Source organism: Variovorax sp. 679 (assembly GCF_003952185.1).
Classification (GTDB): domain Bacteria; phylum Pseudomonadota; class Gammaproteobacteria; order Burkholderiales; family Burkholderiaceae_C; genus Variovorax.
In genome coordinates, this window is sequence record NZ_RXFS01000009.1 from 44212 (window position 1) to 62777 (window position 18566).

Consider the following 18566-nt stretch of genomic DNA (forward strand, 5'->3'; position numbering starts at 1 on the left):
CGAAAGGGAAAGTGGTAGCGCTCAGCGCGCCGCTGCACGGGTTACCGCATCGATGGAGGCCGCGAGCCGCGCGGTGATCTCCTGCAGGTCCTGCCGCGTGGCGATGAAGGGCGGCGCCAGCAGCACGTGGTCGCCCTGCCGGCCGTCGACCGTGCCGCCGAAGGGGTAGCACAGCAGGCCGCGCGCCATGGCGTCCTTCTTGACGGTGGCGTTGACCTTCAGCGCCGGATCGAAAGGCGCCTTGCTCGCGCGGTCGGCCACCAGCTCGATGCCCCAGAAGAAGCCCCGGCCGCGGATGTCGCCCACGTGCGGATGCGCGCCCAGCGCCTCGGCCAGCATCGCGCCGAAGGCGACGCCGTCTTCCCGCACCTTGGCGACCAGCCCGTCGCGCCGGATCACCTGCTGCACCGCGAGCGCGGCTGCGCAGGCCATCGGGTGGCCGAGGTATGTGTGGCCGTGCTGGAAGAAGCCGCTGCCCTTGGACATAGCCTCGACGATGCGGCTCTGCGCCAGCACCGCGCCGATGGGCTGGTAGCCGCCGCCCAGGCCCTTGGCGACGGTGATGAGGTCGGGCGCCACGCCCTCCTGCTCGCAGGCGTGCAGCGTGCCGGTGCGGCCCATGCCGCACATCACCTCGTCGAGGATCAGCAGCACGCCGTACTTGTCGCACACCGCGCGCACCGCCTTGAAATAGCCCGGCACCGGCGTGAGCACGCCGGCCGTGGCGCCGCCGACGGTCTCGGCCACGAAGGCGATCACCCGGTCGGCGCCCTGCGCGAGGATGGCCGCCTCCAGCTCGGCTGCCAGGCGCAGGCCGTATTGCTCGGCGCTCTCGTCGGCGCGCTGCTCGCGGTACGGATAGCAGGGCGAGACGTGCGTGGCCGGCACGAGGATGGGCGCGAAGGGTTCGCGCCGCCAGGCGTTGCCGCCCACCGCCAGTGCGCCCAGCGTGTTGCCGTGGTAGCTCTGGCGGCGCGCGATGAAGTGCGTGCGCTGCGGCTGGCCGATCTCGACGAAGTACTGGCGCGCCATCTTCAGCGCCGATTCCACCGCTTCGGAGCCGCCGCTCACGAGGTAGACATGGCTCATGCCCTCGGGGGCGGAGCCGATCAGCTCGTCGGCCAGCTGCTCTGCCACTTCGCTCGTGAAGAAACTGGTGTGGGCGTAGGCCAGCCTGTCGATCTGGGCGTGCATGGCGGCCATCACCTCGGGATGCGCATGGCCCAGCGAGGACACGGCGGCACCGCCCGAAGCATCGAGGTACTCGCGGCCTTCGGCGTCGCGGATGAACATGCCGTGGGAGCCTGCGGCGACGGGCGGGGTCTGGCGGAGGTGGCGGTGGAAGACGTGTGTCATGGCGGCTGGCGATCCGGCTCGGGTCGGGTTCTGTTGAATGCTGGATGGAACTAACGTTTCCATTGAATTATTTCTTGGAACATTTGTTCCGTCAACTGTTAAGACAACGGCTGCGGCAAGCTGCCTCCGGTACATTTGTTCCAACAACAGCCGAAAGAGACAGGACCATGGACGCGAAGGAGCAGATCCGCCAGCGTTTCAACGAACTGAGCCCCGCCCTGCAGCAGGTGGCGCGCTACGTGCTCGACCATCCCAACGAGGTGGTCACGGGCTCGATGCGCAACGTCGGCACGCGCTCGCAGAGCACGCCCGCCACCCTCGTGCGTTTCGCGCAACACATGGGTTTCGACGGCTGGCCCCAGCTCAAGGAAGCCTTCGCAGCCGACATGGGCCTGGGCTCCGAAACCTACGGCGGGCGCGCCAAGCAGCTCGTCGGCCGGGCGAGCGACCAGACCCTGACCGGCGAGATGTTCGAGGTGCAGCGCCGCAACCTCGAGGCCACGCACCAGCAGAGCGAGCAGGCGCTGCAGAAGGCCTGCGCGCTGATCGAGAAGGCGCCGGCGGTGCACGCCGCCGGGTTCAGGGCCTGCTTTCCGATCGCCTTTTCCTTCGTCTACGTGTATCGGCTTTTCCGCGCCAGCGTGCACCTGGTCGACGGCCAGGGCGGTTCGCTGGAGATGCAGCAGCGCGCCTTCGCGAAGGGCGATGCGCTGGTGGTTGCGAGCTTCGCGCCCTACTCGCGCGAAGCGCTGCAGGTGACGCAGGCCGCGAAGGCGGCGGGTTGCCGCATCGTCGCCATCACCGACAGCGTGGCCTCGCCGCTGTCGCTGCTGGCGGACGAGACGCTGCTCTTCACGATCAACAGCCCGTCGTTCTTCCCGTCGGTCGCGGCCGGGGTCGCGGTGACGGAAGCGCTGGTGGAGCTATTGGCCAGCCGCGCGGGCAAGCCGGTGATCCGGCGCATCGACCAGGCCGAGGCTCAGCTGTTCGAATCGGGGGCCTATCTCACGGCGCCGCCGGTGCGCGGCGGCTAGGAAACGGTCAGGTCAGGCCAGGCCAGGTCAGACCAGCGCCCGGGTGCGGGTGGGGTTCGTCTGGTTCAGGTAGAGCACCAGCATGTCACGCCTGGTGTTGATGTGGTCGCGCATGATGGCCTCGGCCTCGGCGCCTTCCTGCCGGCCCAGCGCCTCGACGATGCGGCAGTGCTCCGCCAGCGCCTGCAGCGCCTGCTCGTGCCGGTGCAGCAGCATCGACGCATTGCGGTTGTGGGGTCGCAGCTTGCTGTCGAATATGAGCGGCAACTGGCTGGCCCTCTGCACCGCCTCGGTCAGCCAGCGGTTGTCCGCCAGCGCCAGCAGCTTGCGGTGGAAGGCATGGTTCAGGTCCTGCCAGCGCGCGGCGCGGCCGTCGCTCCACTCCCCGGTATGGTGCAGAAGCTCGTGCTGCTCGTCGAGCATGGCCGTCAGCTGCGCCAGGGCCGCGCTGTCGAGCCCGCGCTCGCTGATCAGGCGGCAGCACATGCCTTCGAGCGTGGCGCGAACGCTGAAGGCGTCGAACACGTCCTTGGCGTTGAAGCGCCGCACCTGGAAGCCCTTGTTGGGCAAGTAGACCAGCAGCCCCTCGTCGGCCAGCCGCGCCATGGCGCCTCGCACGGGCGTGCGCGACACGCCGAGCTCGTTGGCCAGCGTGATCTCCATCAGGTGGGAGCCGGGCGCGATCTCGCCATCGAAGATGCGGTCACGCAGCGTTTCGGCCACGGACAACGCTCGTGTCCGGGAAGGATCTGGGGGGGTCATCGAAAATCGGAAACTGGGGGCGGCCGGAAGCGGGCCGCGCGGATGGTACGGCGGCGTACAAAAGCTTCATATCCCCAGTTTCCGTAAAAATTTTATTTCGGGACTTTTTCGATGATTACGGAAATTTTCTTAATTTTTGTAAACATGTTTTCGGCCAAAAGCGTTACCACGCCCCACGCCGGTTTTCAGGGCCGTCCCGGGCCCTGGCGGAAGCCTTTTCAGCGCGCCGCCGTCTCCGCGGCCAGGTGAATCGCGGCGCGGATCCGCGGGTAGGTCCCGCAGCGGCAGATGTTGCCGCTCATGGCGCTGGAAACGTCTTCGTCGCTGGGCTTCGGCGTCTTCCTGAGCAATGCGCAGGCCGACATCAGCTGGCCGCTCTGGCAGTAGCCGCACTGGACCACGTCGACTTCGGTCCAGGCCTGGCGCAGGGCATCGGCTTCCTTGCCCGTCAGCCCCTCGATGGTGGTGACCTCGCGGGCCCCCACCGCCTCGATCGGCGTGACGCAGGAGCGCACCGCCTCGCCGTCGAGGTGCACGGTGCAGGCGCCGCACAGTGCCTTGCCGCAGCCGAACTTGGTGCCGACGAGCTTCATTTCGCCGCGCAGCACCCACAGCAAGGGCGTGTCGGGTTCGGCATCGACGGTGGTGGTCTTGCCGTTGACGGTGATCGTGGTGGTCATGGCGTCTCTTCTCTATTGGAGGGTACGAATGTCGGAGATCAGACAAGCCGCAACGGCAGGCTGCGCAGCCGCTGGCCGGTGAGCGCGAAGACGGCGTTGGCCACCGCCGGCGCGATGGGCGGCGTGCCGGGCTCGCCCACGCCGCCGGGTTCCTCGCCGCCCGCGACGATGTCGATCTCGATGGCGGGGCACTCGTTCATGCGCAGCGGCATGTAGTCGTGGAAGTTGCTCTGCTGCACCTGCCCCTTCTCGACCGTGATCTCGCCGTGCAGCGCGGCCGAGAGGCCGTAGACGATGGCGCCTTCCATCTGCTGGCGGACAAGGTTCGGGTTGACGGCCACGCCGCAGTCGATGACGCAGACCACGCGATGCACCCGCACCTGCCTGTCCGCCGAGACCGACACCTCGGCCACCTGCGCGACGATGCTGCCGAAGGAGCGGTGGATCGCGAGGCCACGCGCCCTCTTCGCCCCATCCGGCCCCGCCGCCGGCAGCTGGCCCCAGCCCGACAGCTCGGCCACGCGTTTCAGCACCCGCAGGTGGCGTTCGTCCTTCGCCAGCAGTGCGACGCGGAACGCCACCGGGTCCTTGCCGGCGGCGGCGGCGCATTCGTCGATGAAGCTCTCCACGAAGAAGGCGTTCTGCGAATGCGCGACCGAGCGCCACACGCCCGTGGGCATGGCCGATTCCACCGGCTCGTGCGCGACGCGCGCATTGGGGAAGGCGTAGGCCGTGTTCCAGGCGCCGTCGGTGGTGGTGTCCATGAGCGAGGGCGCGCCCATGCTCGATCCGGCCGTGGTGGTCTGCCAGGCGACCAGCGCGCCGGCTGCGTCCAGGCCCGCCCTGCAGCGCGCGACGTAGGCCGGCCGGTAGAAGTCGTGCGCCATGTCTTCCTCGCGCGACCAGAAGAGCTGCACCGGGGCGCCGCCGGTTTCGCGCGCCAGCGTGGCGGCCTGCGTGACGAAGTCGGTGCTGTAGCGCCGGCCGAAGCCGCCGCCGAGATAGGTCACGTGCAGGTCGACCTTGGCGGTATCGATGCCCAGCGCCTTGGCCACCGCGCCGCGCGTGAAGCCCGGCGCCTGCGTCGGCGCCCAGACGGTCGCCACGCCGTCCTTGAACTGCACGGTGCAGTTCATCGGCTCCATGGTCGCGTGGGCCAGGAAGGGCACGCGGTACTCGGCCTCGATGGTTTTCGCCGCCGACCGCAGCGCGGCAGCCACGTCGCCGTCGTTCAGCTGGGCATTGCCGGGCTTGGTACGCAGCGTCTGCGAAAGGCGCTCGATCATTTCGGCGCTGGAGAGGCTGGCGGCGGGGCCGTGGTCCCATTCGATGTCGAGCGCCTTCACCGCGCGCATCGCGTGGTACGGCGTGTCGGCGATCACGGCGACGCCGCCCGGCGTGCTGCCGGTGCCGATGAGCGTGGCGCCGACCGGCTCGAGCGACATCACCTTGCGCACGCCGGGCAGCTTCTGGGCGGCGGTGGCGTCGAAGCGCGCCACGCGGCCGCCGGTGGTCGGGCACATCGCGATGCTCGCGTAGAGCAATCCCGGCGGGAGCACGTCGAGGCCGAAGGTGGCGGAGCCGTTCAGCTTGGCCGCGCCGTCGACACGCCGCGCGGGCTGGCCGATGAGCTTGAAGTCGGCTGCCTTCTTCAACGCCACCTGCGCGGGCAGCGGCTGCTGCGCGGCTCTCGGCGCCAGTTCGCCGAAGCTGGCGCTCCTGCCGCTCGCCTGATGCAGCACGCGTCCGGCTTCGGCACGGCATTCGGCCGCGGACACCTGCCACGCGGCGGCGGCGGCGCCCACGAGCATGGCGCGCGCCGATGCGCCGGCCTCGCGCACCGGCATCCACTGGTCGGTGATGCTCGACGAGCCGCCCGTGCCCGTAAGCCCCGGAATCGCGCGCAACAGCTTGCCCACCACGTGCTGCGTCGATCGCTTCATCGCGCCCTCGTCGCCGGGCCGGAAGGGCAGCGCGTCGAGGATGGCCGCCTGGTTGTTGTAGATGGCGTCGGAGCCAGCCGTCTCCAGGCGGATCTGGTCGAGCGAGGCGCCCATTTCCTCGGCCAGCAGCATCGACAGGCCGGTGTGCGTGCCCTGCCCCATTTCCGACTGCGACATCATCAGCGTGACCGTGTTGTCGCTGCCCACCTTGACCCAGCCGTTGAGCGCGACCTGCCCCGCTGCGGTGGGCAACGGCTCGGCCGCCATGAGCCGCGGGGCGGCCGGCGTGGCCGACCAGCCGACGACGAGGGCGCCGACGGCCCCCACGGTGCCGAGAACGAAATGACGGCGCTTGAGCTTGGGCATGGTGTGGTTCTTTCGTGGGGAAATCTGCGCGAACGCCGGGTCAGCTTTCGGCGATGCCGCGCCAGAAGGTTTCGAAGCCCGCTTCGCAATAGGCAGCGCGGGCCTTCTTGGTGCCCGCCTGCGCGACGAAGGCCATCGTGGCCTCGGCCATCGCGCCCAGCATCGCGCCGTGGAAAGGCAGCGGCTGGTCGCGGATCAGCTTCCTCTTGATGCAGTCCCTGGCAAGCACCTCGAGCCGGAGGAAAGGCGCCATGCCGGCGGCGCGGCTCTCTTCGCTCACCTGGTCGGACACCTTGAGCTGCGACATCACCTTGAATCTCTCCGGGTTGTCGACGCCCCAGTACACGTAGCGGTCCCAGATGTGGCGGTACTTGGCCTTGGGGTCGGCCTCCTCGGGCCAGTCGGCGAGCATGACGTCGGCCAGCTCTGTCTTCAGCTGGCGGTAGAGCTCGTTGACCAGCACTTCCTTGCTCGCGAAGTAAGTGAACAGCGTGCCCTCGGCCACGCCGGCAGCACGCGAGACAGCCGAGGTGGGCGTGCTCCATGCACCGCGAACGGCGAACTCGGCGATGGCCGCGTCGAGGATCGCGTTGCGCTTGTCTTCGCTCCGGGGTCTGGCCATGGCTAGCGCCGGCCTTTATTGATTGAGTACATACTCAATTATAGAAACGCCTTCCCGGCAGCTGTCAAGAAGATGCGATCAGGCAGAGGAAGCGCCGACGATTCGACGCCTTGCGTCGTCTACTTCGCAAGAATCCAGGCGGCGATCTGTGGAACGACCTCGCCGTCGAGCCCGTTGAAGCCGTGATAAGCCATGGCCTCGCACGGATCCCCTCTGTTCTCCCCGCCCTTGAAGCTCAGCAGTTCTTTCCTCGGCGAGTTGCCGAGCTTCTCCATGAGGGCGGGCACGCCGGAGAAGGCGCAGAGCGCGCAGCCATCCTGCTCGTGATGCACGACGAGAACGGGGATGCGGATCTTCTCCAGCGGCATCGCGGGAACGGCCCGCCCCCTGTTGTCGGTGAGGATGGTCGAGCTCAGGACGATGCCGTCCGGCCCTTCCGGACCGGCAAGCTCCGTGGCGACGTATGCCGCCGACTGCGTGCCGCGGCTGGTGCCCACGAGCCACACAGGCACCCTGGACTGCTCGCGCATCCATGCAATGACCGCCTTGATGTCCGCCGCATGCTCCGGTCTCTGGCGGAAGCCGCTCAGGTAAGGCGGACTCAGCCGGTCGGATGGTGCATCGATCACCGCGACCATCAGTCCCTGGTCGGCGAACAGCTGCCGCGTGCGAACGAGGAAATTCCCCGCACCCCAGTTGAACGAACCATTGGGAAAGATCTGCAGACCGCCATGCCCGCCCGCCAGCAGGATCACGGCCGCCTTTGCCGCCGGCGGCGACAGCACGAGCATTCGCTGCGTCACGCCGGGCCGGGTGGGAATGTCGACCACCTTCTGCGTGGTCTGCGCCTGGGCATGCGAAACCAGTGCGATCAGGAAACCCGCGATCCAGTACCTGCATTTGCGCATGGACGATCTCCTGACGCGTTGGCGTGGTGACCGAATGCTAAGGCCACCCTGCCCTCCACGGAACCCTTGCATGGAACCCGAAGTCCAACCGCTGTCGCGGCGTCTTGTCGCGACAGGAGGCTATGACCATGAAGCAAGTGAAGCATTGGCAAGACCCCGTCAACGCCGTCGCCGGCGCCTGGCTGATCGTCTCGCCCTGGGTCCTGGGCTTTTCCGGCACGACAGCCGCCATGTGGACCATGGTGGCGACCGGCATCGTGCTCGGCGCGGTGGCGCTGGGTGCGACCTTCGTGCCCCGACAGTGGGAAGAATGGACCGAGGTAGCGCTCGCGGCCTGGCTCGCGGTGTCGCCCTGGATACTCGGCTTCCGCGGCAACGAGACGGCGATGGTCAACGCGGTGCTGGTCGCCGCAGTGATCCTCGTGCTGGCGCTCTGGGTGCTGGTGACCGACAAGGATTACCTGGGCCACACCGTCGACCGTCCGGCGCATTGAGCGGCCCTGCAGGCAGCGGCCGGGCAGCTTTCAGGCACTCACTGCGTGGTGGATGAAGCTGCCGGCTGCGCCTGCGCGGTGCCGTCCATCCACCCTGCCTGCCAGCCGCCGCCCAGCGCCTGGATCAGCGTGACAGCCGCGATCTGCCGGTTGACCTGCACCTGCACCAGCGAACGCCGCGCGTTCAGCGCGGCCACCTGGGCCGTGACCACGTCGGTGTAGGCTACCAGTGCCGAGCGGTACTGGTTGAGCAGGATCTGCTCGGTCTTGTCCGCGGCCTCGGAGGCCTCGCGGTACATGATCTCCTGCTGCGCCAGAACGGCGCCCGCGGTGAGTTGGTCTTCGACGCCCTGGAAAGCCGCGAGCACGGTCTGGCGGTAGCGGGCCACGCTCGCGTCGTAGCTGGCCCTGGCCGCATCGACGCTGGCCGAGATGGCGCCCGCGTCGAACACCACCTGGGCCGCCGAGAGGCCGAGCGACCAGAGCGAATTCGGCGCATTGAACAGCTGGCTCACCCGGCTGGCGCTGCTGCCGATTGCCGCGTTGAGGTTGAAGCTCGGGTAGTAGGCCGAGCGTGCAACGCCGATCTGCGAGTTGGCTGCCGCCACCGCGCGCTCGGCCGCCGCGATGTCGGGCCTGCGCTGCAGCAGGGTCGAGGGCACGCCGGTCGGAATGCCGGGCACCGCCTGCTTCCAGGGCGCGGGCGCGAGGCTGAAATCGGCCGGCGCCGCCCCCACCAGCACTGCGATGGCGTGCTCGAAGGTCGCGCGGTTCCTCACCAGCGTCAGGCGCGTGGCGCGCGCGGTGGCCAGTTGGCTCTGGGCCTGCAGCACGTCCGACTGCGCGGCGATCGCGGCCTTGTAGCGGTTGCTCGTGATGGTGTAGGCCCGCTCGTAGCCCTCGATCGTCTGGTCGAGCAGGCCGATTTCCACATCGGCCTCGCGCAGCGACAGATAGTTGGTCACGAGCGTGCCGACGGCCGACAGCCGCGCCGAGGCAAGATCGGCCTCGCTCGCCTGCGCGTTGGCCGACGCGCTGTTCACCGACTCCCGCAAGCGCCCCCAGACGTCGGGCGCCCACGTCGCATCCAGCGTGGCGGAAAAGGAATTGGAAGGACTGGTGCTGCCCGTGTCCGAACGCTTGCCGGAGCCGTTGACCGACAGCGACGGGAACAGCGCCGCGCGCTGCTGGCGCACCAGCGCCTGGGCGTTGGCGTAGTTGGCCACGGCTGCGGCGATGTTCTGGTTCGATACCTGCACGCGCGAGGCCAGATCGTCGAGCGTCGGGTCGCCGAAGAGCTTCCACCATTCGCCGCGATCGAGCGCGTCGGCCGGCGCGGCGGGCAGCCAGCCCTCGGCGGTCTTCTGCTCCTTCCAGCCGGCGGGCAGTGCGGTAGCGGGCTGCTGGTAGCGCGGTCCGACGGAACAGCCCGCGAGCAGCGCGGCCAGCGCGAGCGCGCAGAGAGGGAAACGCCCCGGCGCGCGGAAGAAAGAGGGAGTCGATGCATTCATGGCTATGGTCTCAGGCGGTCGTGGCACGGCTCAGCTCATGCTCGTTGGCGCCGCGGCGGCGCAGCTTGTCGAGCAGCAGGTACACCACCGGCGTCGTGAGCAGCGTCAGCAGCTGGCTCGCGATCAGCCCGCCGATGATGGCCACGCCCAGCGGCCGGCGCAGTTCGGCGCCCTCGCCGAAGCCGATGGCCAGCGGCAGCGCACCCAGCGCAGCCGCCAGCGTGGTCATCAGGATCGGGCGGAAGCGCAGCAGGCAGGCTTCGCGCACCGCCTCCAGCGGAGTGAGGCCGCGCGAGCGCTCGGCCTCCAGCGCGAAGTCGATGATCAGGATGGCGTTCTTCTTCACGATGCCGATCAGCAGGAACACGCCGATCAGCGCAATGATGGAAAACTCCATGCGGAACATCAGCAGCGCCAGCACCGCTCCCACGCCGGCCGAGGGCAGCGTCGACAGCACGGTGATCGGATGCACCAGGCTCTCGTAGAGGATGCCCAGCACGATGTAGATGACCACCAGCGCCGCCAGGATCAGCATCGCCTGCTGGCTCTGCGACTGCTGCGCGCTCAGCGCCGTGCCGGCGAAGGAGCCGCGCACGTTGGTGGGCATGGCGATGTTGGCCTCGGCCTTGGCGATGGCTTCGCGCGCGTCGCCCAGGTTGGCGCCTTCGGCAAGGTTGAACGAGATGGTCGTGGCCAGTTCGCCGTCTTCGTGGTTCACCGAGGTGGCCACCGACTGCTCCACGAACTTCGCAACGGCCGACAGCGGCACGAGCGCGGTGGCCGTGTTGCTCAGCACGTTGCCCGTCGATGCATTGCGCAGGCCCGCGTTGGCCGACACCGGCACGGAGGTGCTGCTGGCCGTGCTCGACGATGACGACGATGTCGTCGTCGAACTCGTCGCCGTGCTCGCCGCCACCTGCGTGGTCACGGTCTGCCCTCCCACCACCGAGGTCTTGGTGGCCGGCACGTACACGTCGCTCAGTGCATTGGGGCTGCGCGCATAGCGCGGCGCCCACTCCATCACCACGTGGTACTGGTTCAGCTCGGTGTAGATGGTCGCCACCTGGCGCTGGCCGAAGGCGTTGTAGAGCGCGTTGTCGATGGCCGTGGAAGTCAGCCCGAGGCGGCGTGCGCTGTCGGGGTCGACCTTGGCCATCGTCTCCACGCCGTTCTGGTCCTGGTCGGTGTCGATGTCGGTCAGCACCGGCTGCATCTTCAGCTCGTCGGCCAGCTTCACGGCCCAGGTGCGCAGGTCGGCGAGGCTGTCGCTCTTGAGCGTGTACTGGTAGGTGGAATTGCTGGAGCGGCCGCCGGAGCGCACGTCCTGCACCGTGCCCAGGAACACGCGCAGGCCGGTCACCTCGTTGAGCTGGGGCCGCAGCCGCGCGATCACCGCCAGGCCGCTGTCCTTGCGCTGATTGGCCGGCTTCAGGTTGACGAACATGAAGCCGCCCCCCGCCCGGCCCGCGCCGGTGAAGCCCACCACGGTGTCGACCGCCTCGTCCTTGCGGATGATGTCGACCACCTGCCGCAGCTTGGCGGCCAGCGCCTCCGACGAAATGCTCTGGTCGGCGCGCAGCCCGCCGTTGAGCTGCCCGCTGTCCTGCTGCGGGAAGAAGCCCTTGGGCGCCGCGCTGAAGAGATACACGTTGAGCCCGATCACCGCCACCAGGATGATCATGACCAGCGCCTTGCTGTCCAGCGCCCAGTCGAGGCTGGTCTCGTAGCGCTTGAGCACCCAGTCGTAGCTGCGCGCGGCCATGCGGCCCATCCAGCCCTGCGGCTTGTTCCTGTCGTGCTCGCCGCCGGGCTTGAGCAGCCAGGCGCACATCATCGGTGTGGTGGTCAGCGAGATGACCAGCGAGATCAGCACAGCCGCCGACAGCGTGACCGCGAACTCACGGAACAGCCGCCCCACCTGCCCGCCCATGAACAGCAGCGGGATGAACACCGCCACCAGCGACACGCTGATGGACAGCACCGTGAAGCCCACTTCCTTCGCGCCCAGCAGCGCCGCCTTCATCCGCGTCATGCCCGACTCGATGTGCCGGCTGGTGTTCTCCAGCACCACGATCGCATCGTCCACCACGAAGCCGGTAGCCACCGTGAGCGCCATCAGGCTCAGGTTGTTGAGGCTGAAGCCCAGCAGGTACATCACCCCGAAGGTGCCCAGCAGCGCCGCCACCGTCGCCACGGCCGGCACGATGGTTGCGCGCACGCTGCGCAGGAACAGGCTGACCACCAGCACCACCAGGATGACGGAAATGACCAGCGTGAACTCGACCTCGCGCAACGAGCCGCGGATGGAGTTGGTGCTGTCCGACGCCACCTGCAGCGTCACGTCGGGCGGCAGCTGCGCCTGCAGCTCGGGCAGCAGCGCCCGCACGCTGTCGACGGTCTCGATGATGTTGGCCGAAGGCTGCCGCGTGATCAGCACGATGATCGCAGGCTCGCCGTTGAAGAGACCCAGCGTGCGCGTGTCCTCCACGCCGTCGACCACCTCGGCCACGTCCTGCAGCCGCACCGCCGCGCCGTTGCGCCAGGCAATCACCATCGGCGCGTAGTCGCTCGCACGCAGGGCCGGCGTCTGCGTGTAGATCTGCAGCTTGCGGCCGTCGCCCTGCACCGTGCCCTTCGGCCGGTTGGCGTTGGAAGCCTGGATCGCGGCGCGCACGTCGTCGGTGCTGATGCCGTAGCGGCTGAGCGCGAATGGCAGCAGCTCGATGCGCACGGCCGGCAGCGAGCCCCCGCCGATCTCCACGTCGCCCACGCCGTCCACCTGCGAGAGGCGCTGGCTGACGATGTTCGAGACGGCGTCGTAGATCTGGCCAGGCGTCTTCGTCTTCGACGTGAGGGCCAGGATGATGACCGGCGAGGCAGCGGGGTTGGCCTTGCGGTAGGTCGGGTTGCTTCTCAGCGTGGCGGGCAGGTCGACGCGGCTCGCGTTGATGGCGGCCTGCACTTCTCTGGCCGCGCCGTCGATATTGCGGCTAAGGTCGAACTGCAGGGTGACTCGGGCGGAGCCTACCGAGCTGGTGGACGTCATTTCGTTGACGCCTGCGATTGTTCCCAGGTGGCGCTCCAGGGGGGTTGCCACGCTAGTGGCCATCGTTTCGGGGCTTGCTCCCGGGATGGAGGCTCTTACCGAGATGACTGGGTAGTCGACCTGCGGTAGTGGGGAGACTGGGAGGACGAAGAATGCGGCTATGCCGGCCAGTGCTACTCCGATGGTTAGTAGCACTGTGCCTATGGGGCGGCGGACGAAGGGGAGCGACAGGTTCATTGCTGTTGCTCCCGCTGTGCTCCTTGTGGAGGGCGGAGGCCGGGTCTCGCCCCGGCAGGCGACCTACTTTTCTTTGCTTCGCCAAAGAAACGTAGGCAAAAGAAAGGCGACCCCACTGTCTGCGACCCCTTCGCTGCGCTACGGGGCAACCTGCGGTGCTCGCGTTTCGCGGGGTCTCGCCCAAACTCGCTTCGCTCAAACAAGGGCGAGCCCTTATCCGCGAAACGCTGCGCTCCTCGGCGCAGCCAGAGGGGGGTGGAGACGCACGGGCCTTTGCTTCGCTCGGCCACCAAGGCACGGCAAGCGCTTCGCGCTTGCCGTGCTTGGAATGGAGCCTTGGTCTTGTTTGGTTCGCTGGGGTTGAATACGCGGCAGAGCGAAGCGAAGGCCAGTCCAGGCTGTTCAAAAGCCGAGCGCAGCGATGGCGCGTTTCGCTCCCTTCTGGCTGTGCCGAGGAGCGCAGGCGCAGGAGGGATCAGGGCCGCAGCTGTTTGAGCGAAGCGAGTTCTGCGGACCCCCTCCTGCGCCGAGCACCGCAGGTTGCCCGTAGCGAAGCGGAGGGACACAGACAGTAGGGTCGCCTTTTCTTTGCCTACTTTCTTTTGGCGAAGCAAAAGAAAGTAGGTCGCCCGCCGGGGCGAGACCCGGCCTCGGAACTTAAACAACCAGCAGGAGGCAAAACAACTCAAACCGCCTCCTCCTCAATCACAACCCGCCGAGCACTCCCCCCACCCAGCCGATCAAACGCCAGATAAATAACAGGCGTAGTGAACAGAGTAAGCAGCTGACTGACGATCAACCCGCCGAAGATCGCAAGCCCAAGCGGACGACGCAACTCAGCCCCATCCCCAAAGCTCAACATCAGCGGCACGGCAGCAAACAAAGCCGCCAGGGTAGTCATCAAGATAGGTCGGAACCGCAGCAAGGCGGCTTGATGAATAGCCTCCCGAGGAGACTTCCCCTGAGTCCGCTCCGCATCGATCGCAAAGTCGATCATCATGATCGCGTTCTTCTTCACGATGCCGATCAGCAGGATGATCCCGATGATCCCGATCACCCCCAGGTCGTTGCCCGTGATCATCAACGCCAGCAGCGCCCCGACACCGGCCGACGGCAGCGTGGACAAGATCGTCAGCGGATGCACATAACTCTCGTACAGCACCCCCAGCACGATGTACACGCAAACCACCGCAGCAAGAATCAGCCACAACTGGTTAGACAGCGACTTCTCATAAGCACCGGAAGCCCCGAGGAAAGTCATCGTCAGGCTGCTGGGCAACCCGATTTCCTTCGCCGCGGCACGAATCGCATCGACCGAAGCCCCGAGAGAAACCCCGGACGCGGTATCGAAGTTCAGCGTGCTCGCCGGATACTGCGCCACGTGCGTGATCTGCAGCGGCGCCTGCCGCTCCGAGATCTGTGCGATAGCCGACAGCGGCGTGGCGGTGCCCGAGCCGGCGATCAGGCTCAGCTGCCCCAGCGTCTGGGGCGTGTTCACCATGCCGGGCTGCGCCTCCAGGATCACGCGGTACTGGTTCGTCTCGGTGAAGATCGTCGACACGATCCGTTGGCCGAACGCGCTGTAGAGCGCATCGTCCACCGTGCTCGCGGTGATCGACAGCCGCGCCGCGGTGTCACGGTTCACGTTCACGAAGGCCGCGAGGCCCTGCGCACCGGCGTCGCTGCTCACGTTGCGCACCTTGTTCGACTCCTGCAGCTTCGCCACGAGCTTCTTCATCCACTCGGTGACGGCCGCGCTGTCCACGCCTTCGAGCGACATGCGGTATTCGGTGGGGCCGGTCTCGGCGTCGATGGTCAGGTCCTGCGTGGGCTGCAAATACAGAGTAACGCCCGCCACCTGCCGCACGCGTTCGCGCAGGCGGTCCATCACTTCCTGCTGGTTGTCGCGGCTCTTCGCCAGGTTGATGAGCATGCTGCCAGTGTGCAGCATGGTGTTGTTGGCCGCATCCACGCCGACGAAGGAACTGAGGTTCTCGACCGCCGGGTCTTCGAGGATGGCCTGTGCCGCCTGCAATTGCAGCTGCGACATGCGGTCGAAGGACACGTCCTGCGCGGCCTGCACGCGGGCCTGCAGCTGGCCGGTGTCCTGCGTGGGGAAGAGGCCCTTGGGAATCGAGAGGTAGAGCACCACCGTCAGCACCAGCGTCAGCAACGCGACCAGCAGCGTGAGCGCCTGGTGATCGATCACCCAGTGCAGCGAGCGGTCGTAGCGCACCATCACGCCGCTGAAGAAGCGCTGCGCGCGTGCGCCGAAGCCCTTGTCGGAAACCTGCTTCTTCGCTTCATGCTTGAGCCAGCGCGCCGACATCATCGGCACCAGCGTGAGCGACACCACCGCCGAGATCAGGATGGTGATGGCCAGCGTCACCGCGAACTCGCGGAACAGGCGGCCCACCACGTCGCCCATGAACAGCAGCGGGATCAGCACCGCGATCAGCGACACGGTCAGCGAGATGATGGTGAAGCCGATCTGCGTCGCGCCCTTGAACGCCGCCTGCAGCGGTTTCTCGCCCTCCTCGATGTAGCGCGCGATGTTCTCGATCATGACGATCGCGTCGTCCACCACGAAGCCGGTGGCGATGGTCAGCGCCATCAGGCTCAGGTTGTTGAGGCTGTAGCCCAGCAGGTACATCAGCCCGAAGGTGCCGATGAGCGAGATGGGCACCGCGATGCTGGCGATGACCGTGGCGCGCAGGCTGCCCAGGAAGGCGAAGATCACCAGCACCACGAGCACCACGGCCAGCACCAGCTCCATCTCGACGTGCTGCACCGATGCGCGGATGCCGGCGGTGCGGTCGCTGAGCACCTCGATCTTCAGCCCGGCGGGCAGGCCCGCCTGCAGCTCGGGCAGCTGCTTCTTGATGGCGTCGACGGTGGCGATCACGTTGGCGCCCGGCTGGCGCTGCACGTTCATGATGATCGCGGGCGACAGCTTGCTGGTGCCGTCGGCCTTGTTGCCGGCCCAGGCCGCGAGCTGGTTGTTCTCGGCGCTGTTGACCACCTGCGCCACATCGGCCATGCGGATCGGCGCGCCGTTCTTGTACGAGACGATCAGGTTCTTGTAGTCGTCGACCGTCATCAGCTGGTCGTTCGAATTGATCGTGTAGGCGCGCTTCGGGCCGTCGAAGCTGCCCTTGGCGCCGTTCGAGTTGGCCGCCGAGATGGCCGTGCGTAGCGAGTCGAGGCCGATGCCGTTGGCCGCCAGCGCCTGCGTGTTGGCCTGGATGCGCATGGCCGGGCGCTGCCCGCCGCTGAGCGACACCAGCCCCACGCCCGAGACCTGGCTGATCTTCTGCGCGAGCCGGGTGTTGACCAGGTTCTGCACGTCGGTGAGCGGCAGCGTGTCGGAGGTGATGGAAAGCGTGAGCACCGGCGCGTCGGCCGGATTGACCTTGGCGTACACGGGCGGCGCCGGCAGGTCGGCCGGCAGCAGCGAGCCGCCGGCGTTGATGGCGGCCTGCACTTCCTGCTCGGCCACGTCCAGCGTCTGGCCCAGCGAGAACTGCAGCGTGATGATCGACACGCCCGCTGCGCTGGTCGAACTCATGCGGTCGAGCCCGGACATCTGGCCGAACTGGCGCTCCAGCGGCGCGGTGACGGTGTTGCTCATGACCTCGGGGCTGCCCCCGGGGTAGAGCGTCTGCACCTGGATGGTCGGGTAGTCGACCTGCGGCAGCGCCGACAGCGGCAGGAAGCGGAACGCCACCAGCCCGGCCAGCACGATGGCGACCATCAGCAGCGAGGTCGCCACCGGCCGGAGGATGAACGGACGTGACGGGCTCACCGCAAAGCCTCCGCGCGATTGCGTTCAGCGCCGCGCGTCATGGGGCGCGCCTGCCCTGCGCGCCTTCACCGCCGCGGCCTTCGGACATGCGCTGCCAGCGCTCCAGCGCCGCCGGGTCGCCACGGTCGAGCGCTTCCAGGAAGCGCTTGCGGCGTGCGAGTTGCTCAGGGTCGTCCTTGGCCGAATCGAGCATGCGCTGGCGCTGCTCGGCGGTCGGAAGCTTGGCTGTGGCTGCCGGAGCCGTGGGAGTCGTTGCCGGAGCCGCCGGGGCCTGGGAGTCGGCGGCAGGCGCTGCAGGGGCCGTCGGAGCGGGATTCGGCGCCTCGCCCTTCGCCCCTGCTGCTCCGCCACCGGCACCACCCGCACCGCCGTGCCGGCGTCCGCCTCGCGCACCGCCGGCAGGTGCCGACGCCGCGCCGGCCGGCCGGTCGACCTGGGTCTGTACCCGCGCGCCGTCCTTCAGCCGGTCGCCGCCTTCGGTCACGACCTGCTCGCCGGCCTTCAGGCCCGACATGATCGCCACGTTGTCCACGCTCGATTCGCCGCGCGTCACCGGTCGCTGCGACACGGTGCTGTCGTCGTTCAGCACATAGACATAGTCGCCGTTCGGGCCGAAGCGCAGTGCGGTGACGGGTACCACCACCGCGCTGCTCACGGTACGCAGCAGCAGCCGGAGGTTGACGAACTGGTTCGGGAACAGCGCGTTGTCGGCATTGGCGAAGCGCGCCTTGGCCTTCACGGTGCCGGTGGCGGTGTCGACCAGGTTGTCGAGCGTGGAGAAGGAGCCGTTCGCCAGCCGGCGCGTGCGCGTGCGGTCGAAGGCGGTGGCGTCGAGCTTCGCGCCCTGGGCCAGGCGCTCCTGCACTTCGGGCACGCGGTCCTGCGGAATGGCGAACTGCACGTCGATCGGCGAAATCTGCGTGATGGTCGCGATGCCGTTGGTGGTGCCGGTCGAGATGTAGTTGCCCGCGTCCACCGGTCGCAGGCCGATGCGCCCGCTCGCCGGCGCGGTGATGCGGCTCCAGGTGAGGTTGAGCTTGGCGGTGTTCTCGTTGGCGCGGTCGATGGCCACGGTGCCTTCGAGCTGCTTGACCAGCGCCGCCTGCGTGTCCACCTCCTGCCGGGCGATGGAGTCCTGGCCCAGCAGGGTCTGGTAGCGCTGCAGCGTGACGCGCGCTGCAGCGAGCTGTGCCTCGTCGCGCTGCCGAGCCCCGGTGGCCTGCCCCAGCGCATTCTGGAACGGCTGCGGGTCGATGGTGGCGAGCACGTCGCCCTTCTTGACCATCTGGCCTTCCTGGAAGAGCACGGCCGTGAGCACGCCCGACACCTGCGGCTGGACGATCACGTTGGCCAGCGGAGTGACCGTGCCCAGCGCCTCGAGCTGCACCGGGATGTCGGCCTGCCTGGCGGTGGCGATGCCGACCGTGCTGGAAGCACCGCCTCCACCACCGCGCGGCCCCGGGCCGCCGGGGCCTCCCGGACCACCGGGCCCGCCCTGCCGTCCGGCTCCGGGCGCGCCGCCGGGACCGGGCGCCGGCATCTTCGACCGCTGGATCAGATACCAGGCTCCGCCGCCCAGCGCCAGCAACAACAGCAGAGTCAGCAGGCTGCCCACCCAACGGCGTCTGCGTACCGCCGGATGCGTGGACGACACGGTGGAAGGCAGAGGCTCGGTTGGTTTTTCTTGTTCCATGGACGGTGCGTGCGGAAGGTGCGGAGAAGCGGACCAGAGTAGTACATCGCGGATGGTAGTCCGGCTCTTTGCTGCGCCGTAAAGCGACGGTAAAGCTGACCGCGCGGCC

The 18566-nt window shown here is 68.0% G+C and carries 12 protein-coding genes and 1 pseudogene; 2 read left to right on the top strand and 11 right to left on the bottom strand.

Annotated elements, in window-relative coordinates:
* Nucleotides 1-21: 21 nt before the first annotated feature.
* Nucleotides 22-1356, bottom strand: coding sequence for an aspartate aminotransferase family protein (locus EJO71_RS23195; protein ID WP_125951220.1), 1335 nt, complete (start codon nt 1354-1356; stop codon nt 22-24).
* 167 nt (nt 1357-1523) lie between these two features.
* Here EJO71_RS23195 and EJO71_RS23200 point away from each other — a divergent pair, with 167 nt between their 5' ends.
* Entirely contained in the window at nt 1524-2390 is an 867-nt protein-coding gene (locus EJO71_RS23200; protein ID WP_125951219.1) for a MurR/RpiR family transcriptional regulator, read from the top strand.
* 27 nt (nt 2391-2417) lie between these two features.
* On the opposite strand, the gene EJO71_RS23205 is transcribed toward EJO71_RS23200, so the two are convergent.
* The 6 genes and pseudogenes from EJO71_RS23205 to EJO71_RS23225 all read right to left on the bottom strand — a co-directional run bounded on the left by EJO71_RS23205 (nt 2418) and on the right by EJO71_RS23225 (nt 7671).
* Nucleotides 2418-3113, bottom strand: a complete 696-nt coding sequence (locus tag EJO71_RS23205) for a GntR family transcriptional regulator (protein WP_171022416.1) — start codon at nt 3111-3113, stop codon at nt 2418-2420.
* A gap of 257 nt (nt 3114-3370) precedes the next feature.
* Nucleotides 3371-3832, bottom strand: a complete 462-nt coding sequence (locus tag EJO71_RS23210; RefSeq protein WP_125951217.1) for a (2Fe-2S)-binding protein — start codon at nt 3830-3832, stop codon at nt 3371-3373.
* A 38-nt stretch (nt 3833-3870) separates the two neighbouring features.
* Nucleotides 3871-5355: a molybdopterin cofactor-binding domain-containing protein gene (locus tag EJO71_RS34815; protein ID WP_346428062.1), complete on the bottom strand. Its 1485-nt coding sequence runs from the start codon at nt 5353-5355 to the stop codon at nt 3871-3873.
* A gap of 486 nt (nt 5356-5841) precedes the next feature.
* Nucleotides 5842-6141 (bottom strand): annotated as a pseudogene (locus tag EJO71_RS34970) (molybdopterin cofactor-binding domain-containing protein); the annotation flags it as partial.
* Nucleotides 6142-6181: 40 nt separating this feature from the next.
* The gene (locus EJO71_RS23220) at nt 6182-6763 is read right to left on the bottom strand and encodes a TetR/AcrR family transcriptional regulator (RefSeq protein WP_125951215.1); all 582 of its coding nucleotides are present in this window, start codon (nt 6761-6763) and stop codon (nt 6182-6184) included.
* Between the two features lie 119 nt (nt 6764-6882).
* Nucleotides 6883-7671 carry an alpha/beta hydrolase gene (locus tag EJO71_RS23225; RefSeq protein WP_125951214.1) on the bottom strand — a complete coding sequence of 263 codons (789 nt, stop codon included), beginning with the start codon at nt 7669-7671 and terminating at the stop codon, nt 6883-6885.
* Nucleotides 7672-7799: 128 nt separating this feature from the next.
* Between EJO71_RS23225 and EJO71_RS23230 the strand changes: the two genes are divergently transcribed.
* Nucleotides 7800-8165, top strand: coding sequence for an SPW repeat protein (locus tag EJO71_RS23230; protein ID WP_125951213.1), 366 nt, complete (start codon nt 7800-7802; stop codon nt 8163-8165).
* Nucleotides 8166-8203: 38 nt separating this feature from the next.
* On the opposite strand, the gene EJO71_RS23235 is transcribed toward EJO71_RS23230, so the two are convergent.
* From EJO71_RS23235 to EJO71_RS23260, 4 genes are all read right to left on the bottom strand, one after another.
* The gene (locus EJO71_RS23235; protein WP_125951212.1) at nt 8204-9676 is read right to left on the bottom strand and encodes an efflux transporter outer membrane subunit; all 1473 of its coding nucleotides are present in this window, start codon (nt 9674-9676) and stop codon (nt 8204-8206) included.
* A 10-nt stretch (nt 9677-9686) separates the two neighbouring features.
* A complete protein-coding gene (locus EJO71_RS23240; protein ID WP_125951211.1) occupies nt 9687-12959 on the bottom strand; it encodes an efflux RND transporter permease subunit in 3273 nt (1090 codons plus the stop codon).
* 685 nt (nt 12960-13644) lie between these two features.
* Nucleotides 13645-16764, bottom strand: coding sequence for an efflux RND transporter permease subunit (locus EJO71_RS23255; protein ID WP_125951210.1), 3120 nt, complete (start codon nt 16762-16764; stop codon nt 13645-13647).
* Nucleotides 16765-16801: 37 nt separating this feature from the next.
* Entirely contained in the window at nt 16802-18457 is a 1656-nt protein-coding gene (locus EJO71_RS23260; RefSeq protein ID WP_125951209.1) for an efflux RND transporter periplasmic adaptor subunit, read from the bottom strand.
* Nucleotides 18458-18566: the final 109 nt, after the last annotated feature.

Bases quoted from the DNA above. Each gene is read 5' to 3' on its own strand.
- EJO71_RS23240 (WP_125951211.1), bottom strand. From the start codon at position 12,959: ATGAACCTGTCGCTCCCCTTCGTCCGCCGCCCCATAGGCACAGTGCTA.
- EJO71_RS23235 (WP_125951212.1), bottom strand. From the start codon at position 9,676: ATGAATGCATCGACTCCCTCTTTCTTCCGCGCGCCGGGGCGTTTCCCT.
- EJO71_RS23260 (WP_125951209.1), bottom strand. From the start codon at position 18,457: ATGGAACAAGAAAAACCAACCGAGCCTCTGCCTTCCACCGTGTCGTCC.
- EJO71_RS23225 (WP_125951214.1), bottom strand. From the start codon at position 7,671: ATGCGCAAATGCAGGTACTGGATCGCGGGTTTCCTGATCGCACTGGTT.
- EJO71_RS23230 (WP_125951213.1), top strand. From the start codon at position 7,800: ATGAAGCAAGTGAAGCATTGGCAAGACCCCGTCAACGCCGTCGCCGGC.
- EJO71_RS23220 (WP_125951215.1), bottom strand. From the start codon at position 6,763: ATGGCCAGACCCCGGAGCGAAGACAAGCGCAACGCGATCCTCGACGCG.
- EJO71_RS23195 (WP_125951220.1), bottom strand. From the start codon at position 1,356: ATGACACACGTCTTCCACCGCCACCTCCGCCAGACCCCGCCCGTCGCC.
- EJO71_RS23200 (WP_125951219.1), top strand. From the start codon at position 1,524: ATGGACGCGAAGGAGCAGATCCGCCAGCGTTTCAACGAACTGAGCCCC.
- EJO71_RS23210 (WP_125951217.1), bottom strand. From the start codon at position 3,832: ATGACCACCACGATCACCGTCAACGGCAAGACCACCACCGTCGATGCC.
- EJO71_RS34815 (WP_346428062.1), bottom strand. From the start codon at position 5,355: ATGTGCCCGACCACCGGCGGCCGCGTGGCGCGCTTCGACGCCACCGCC.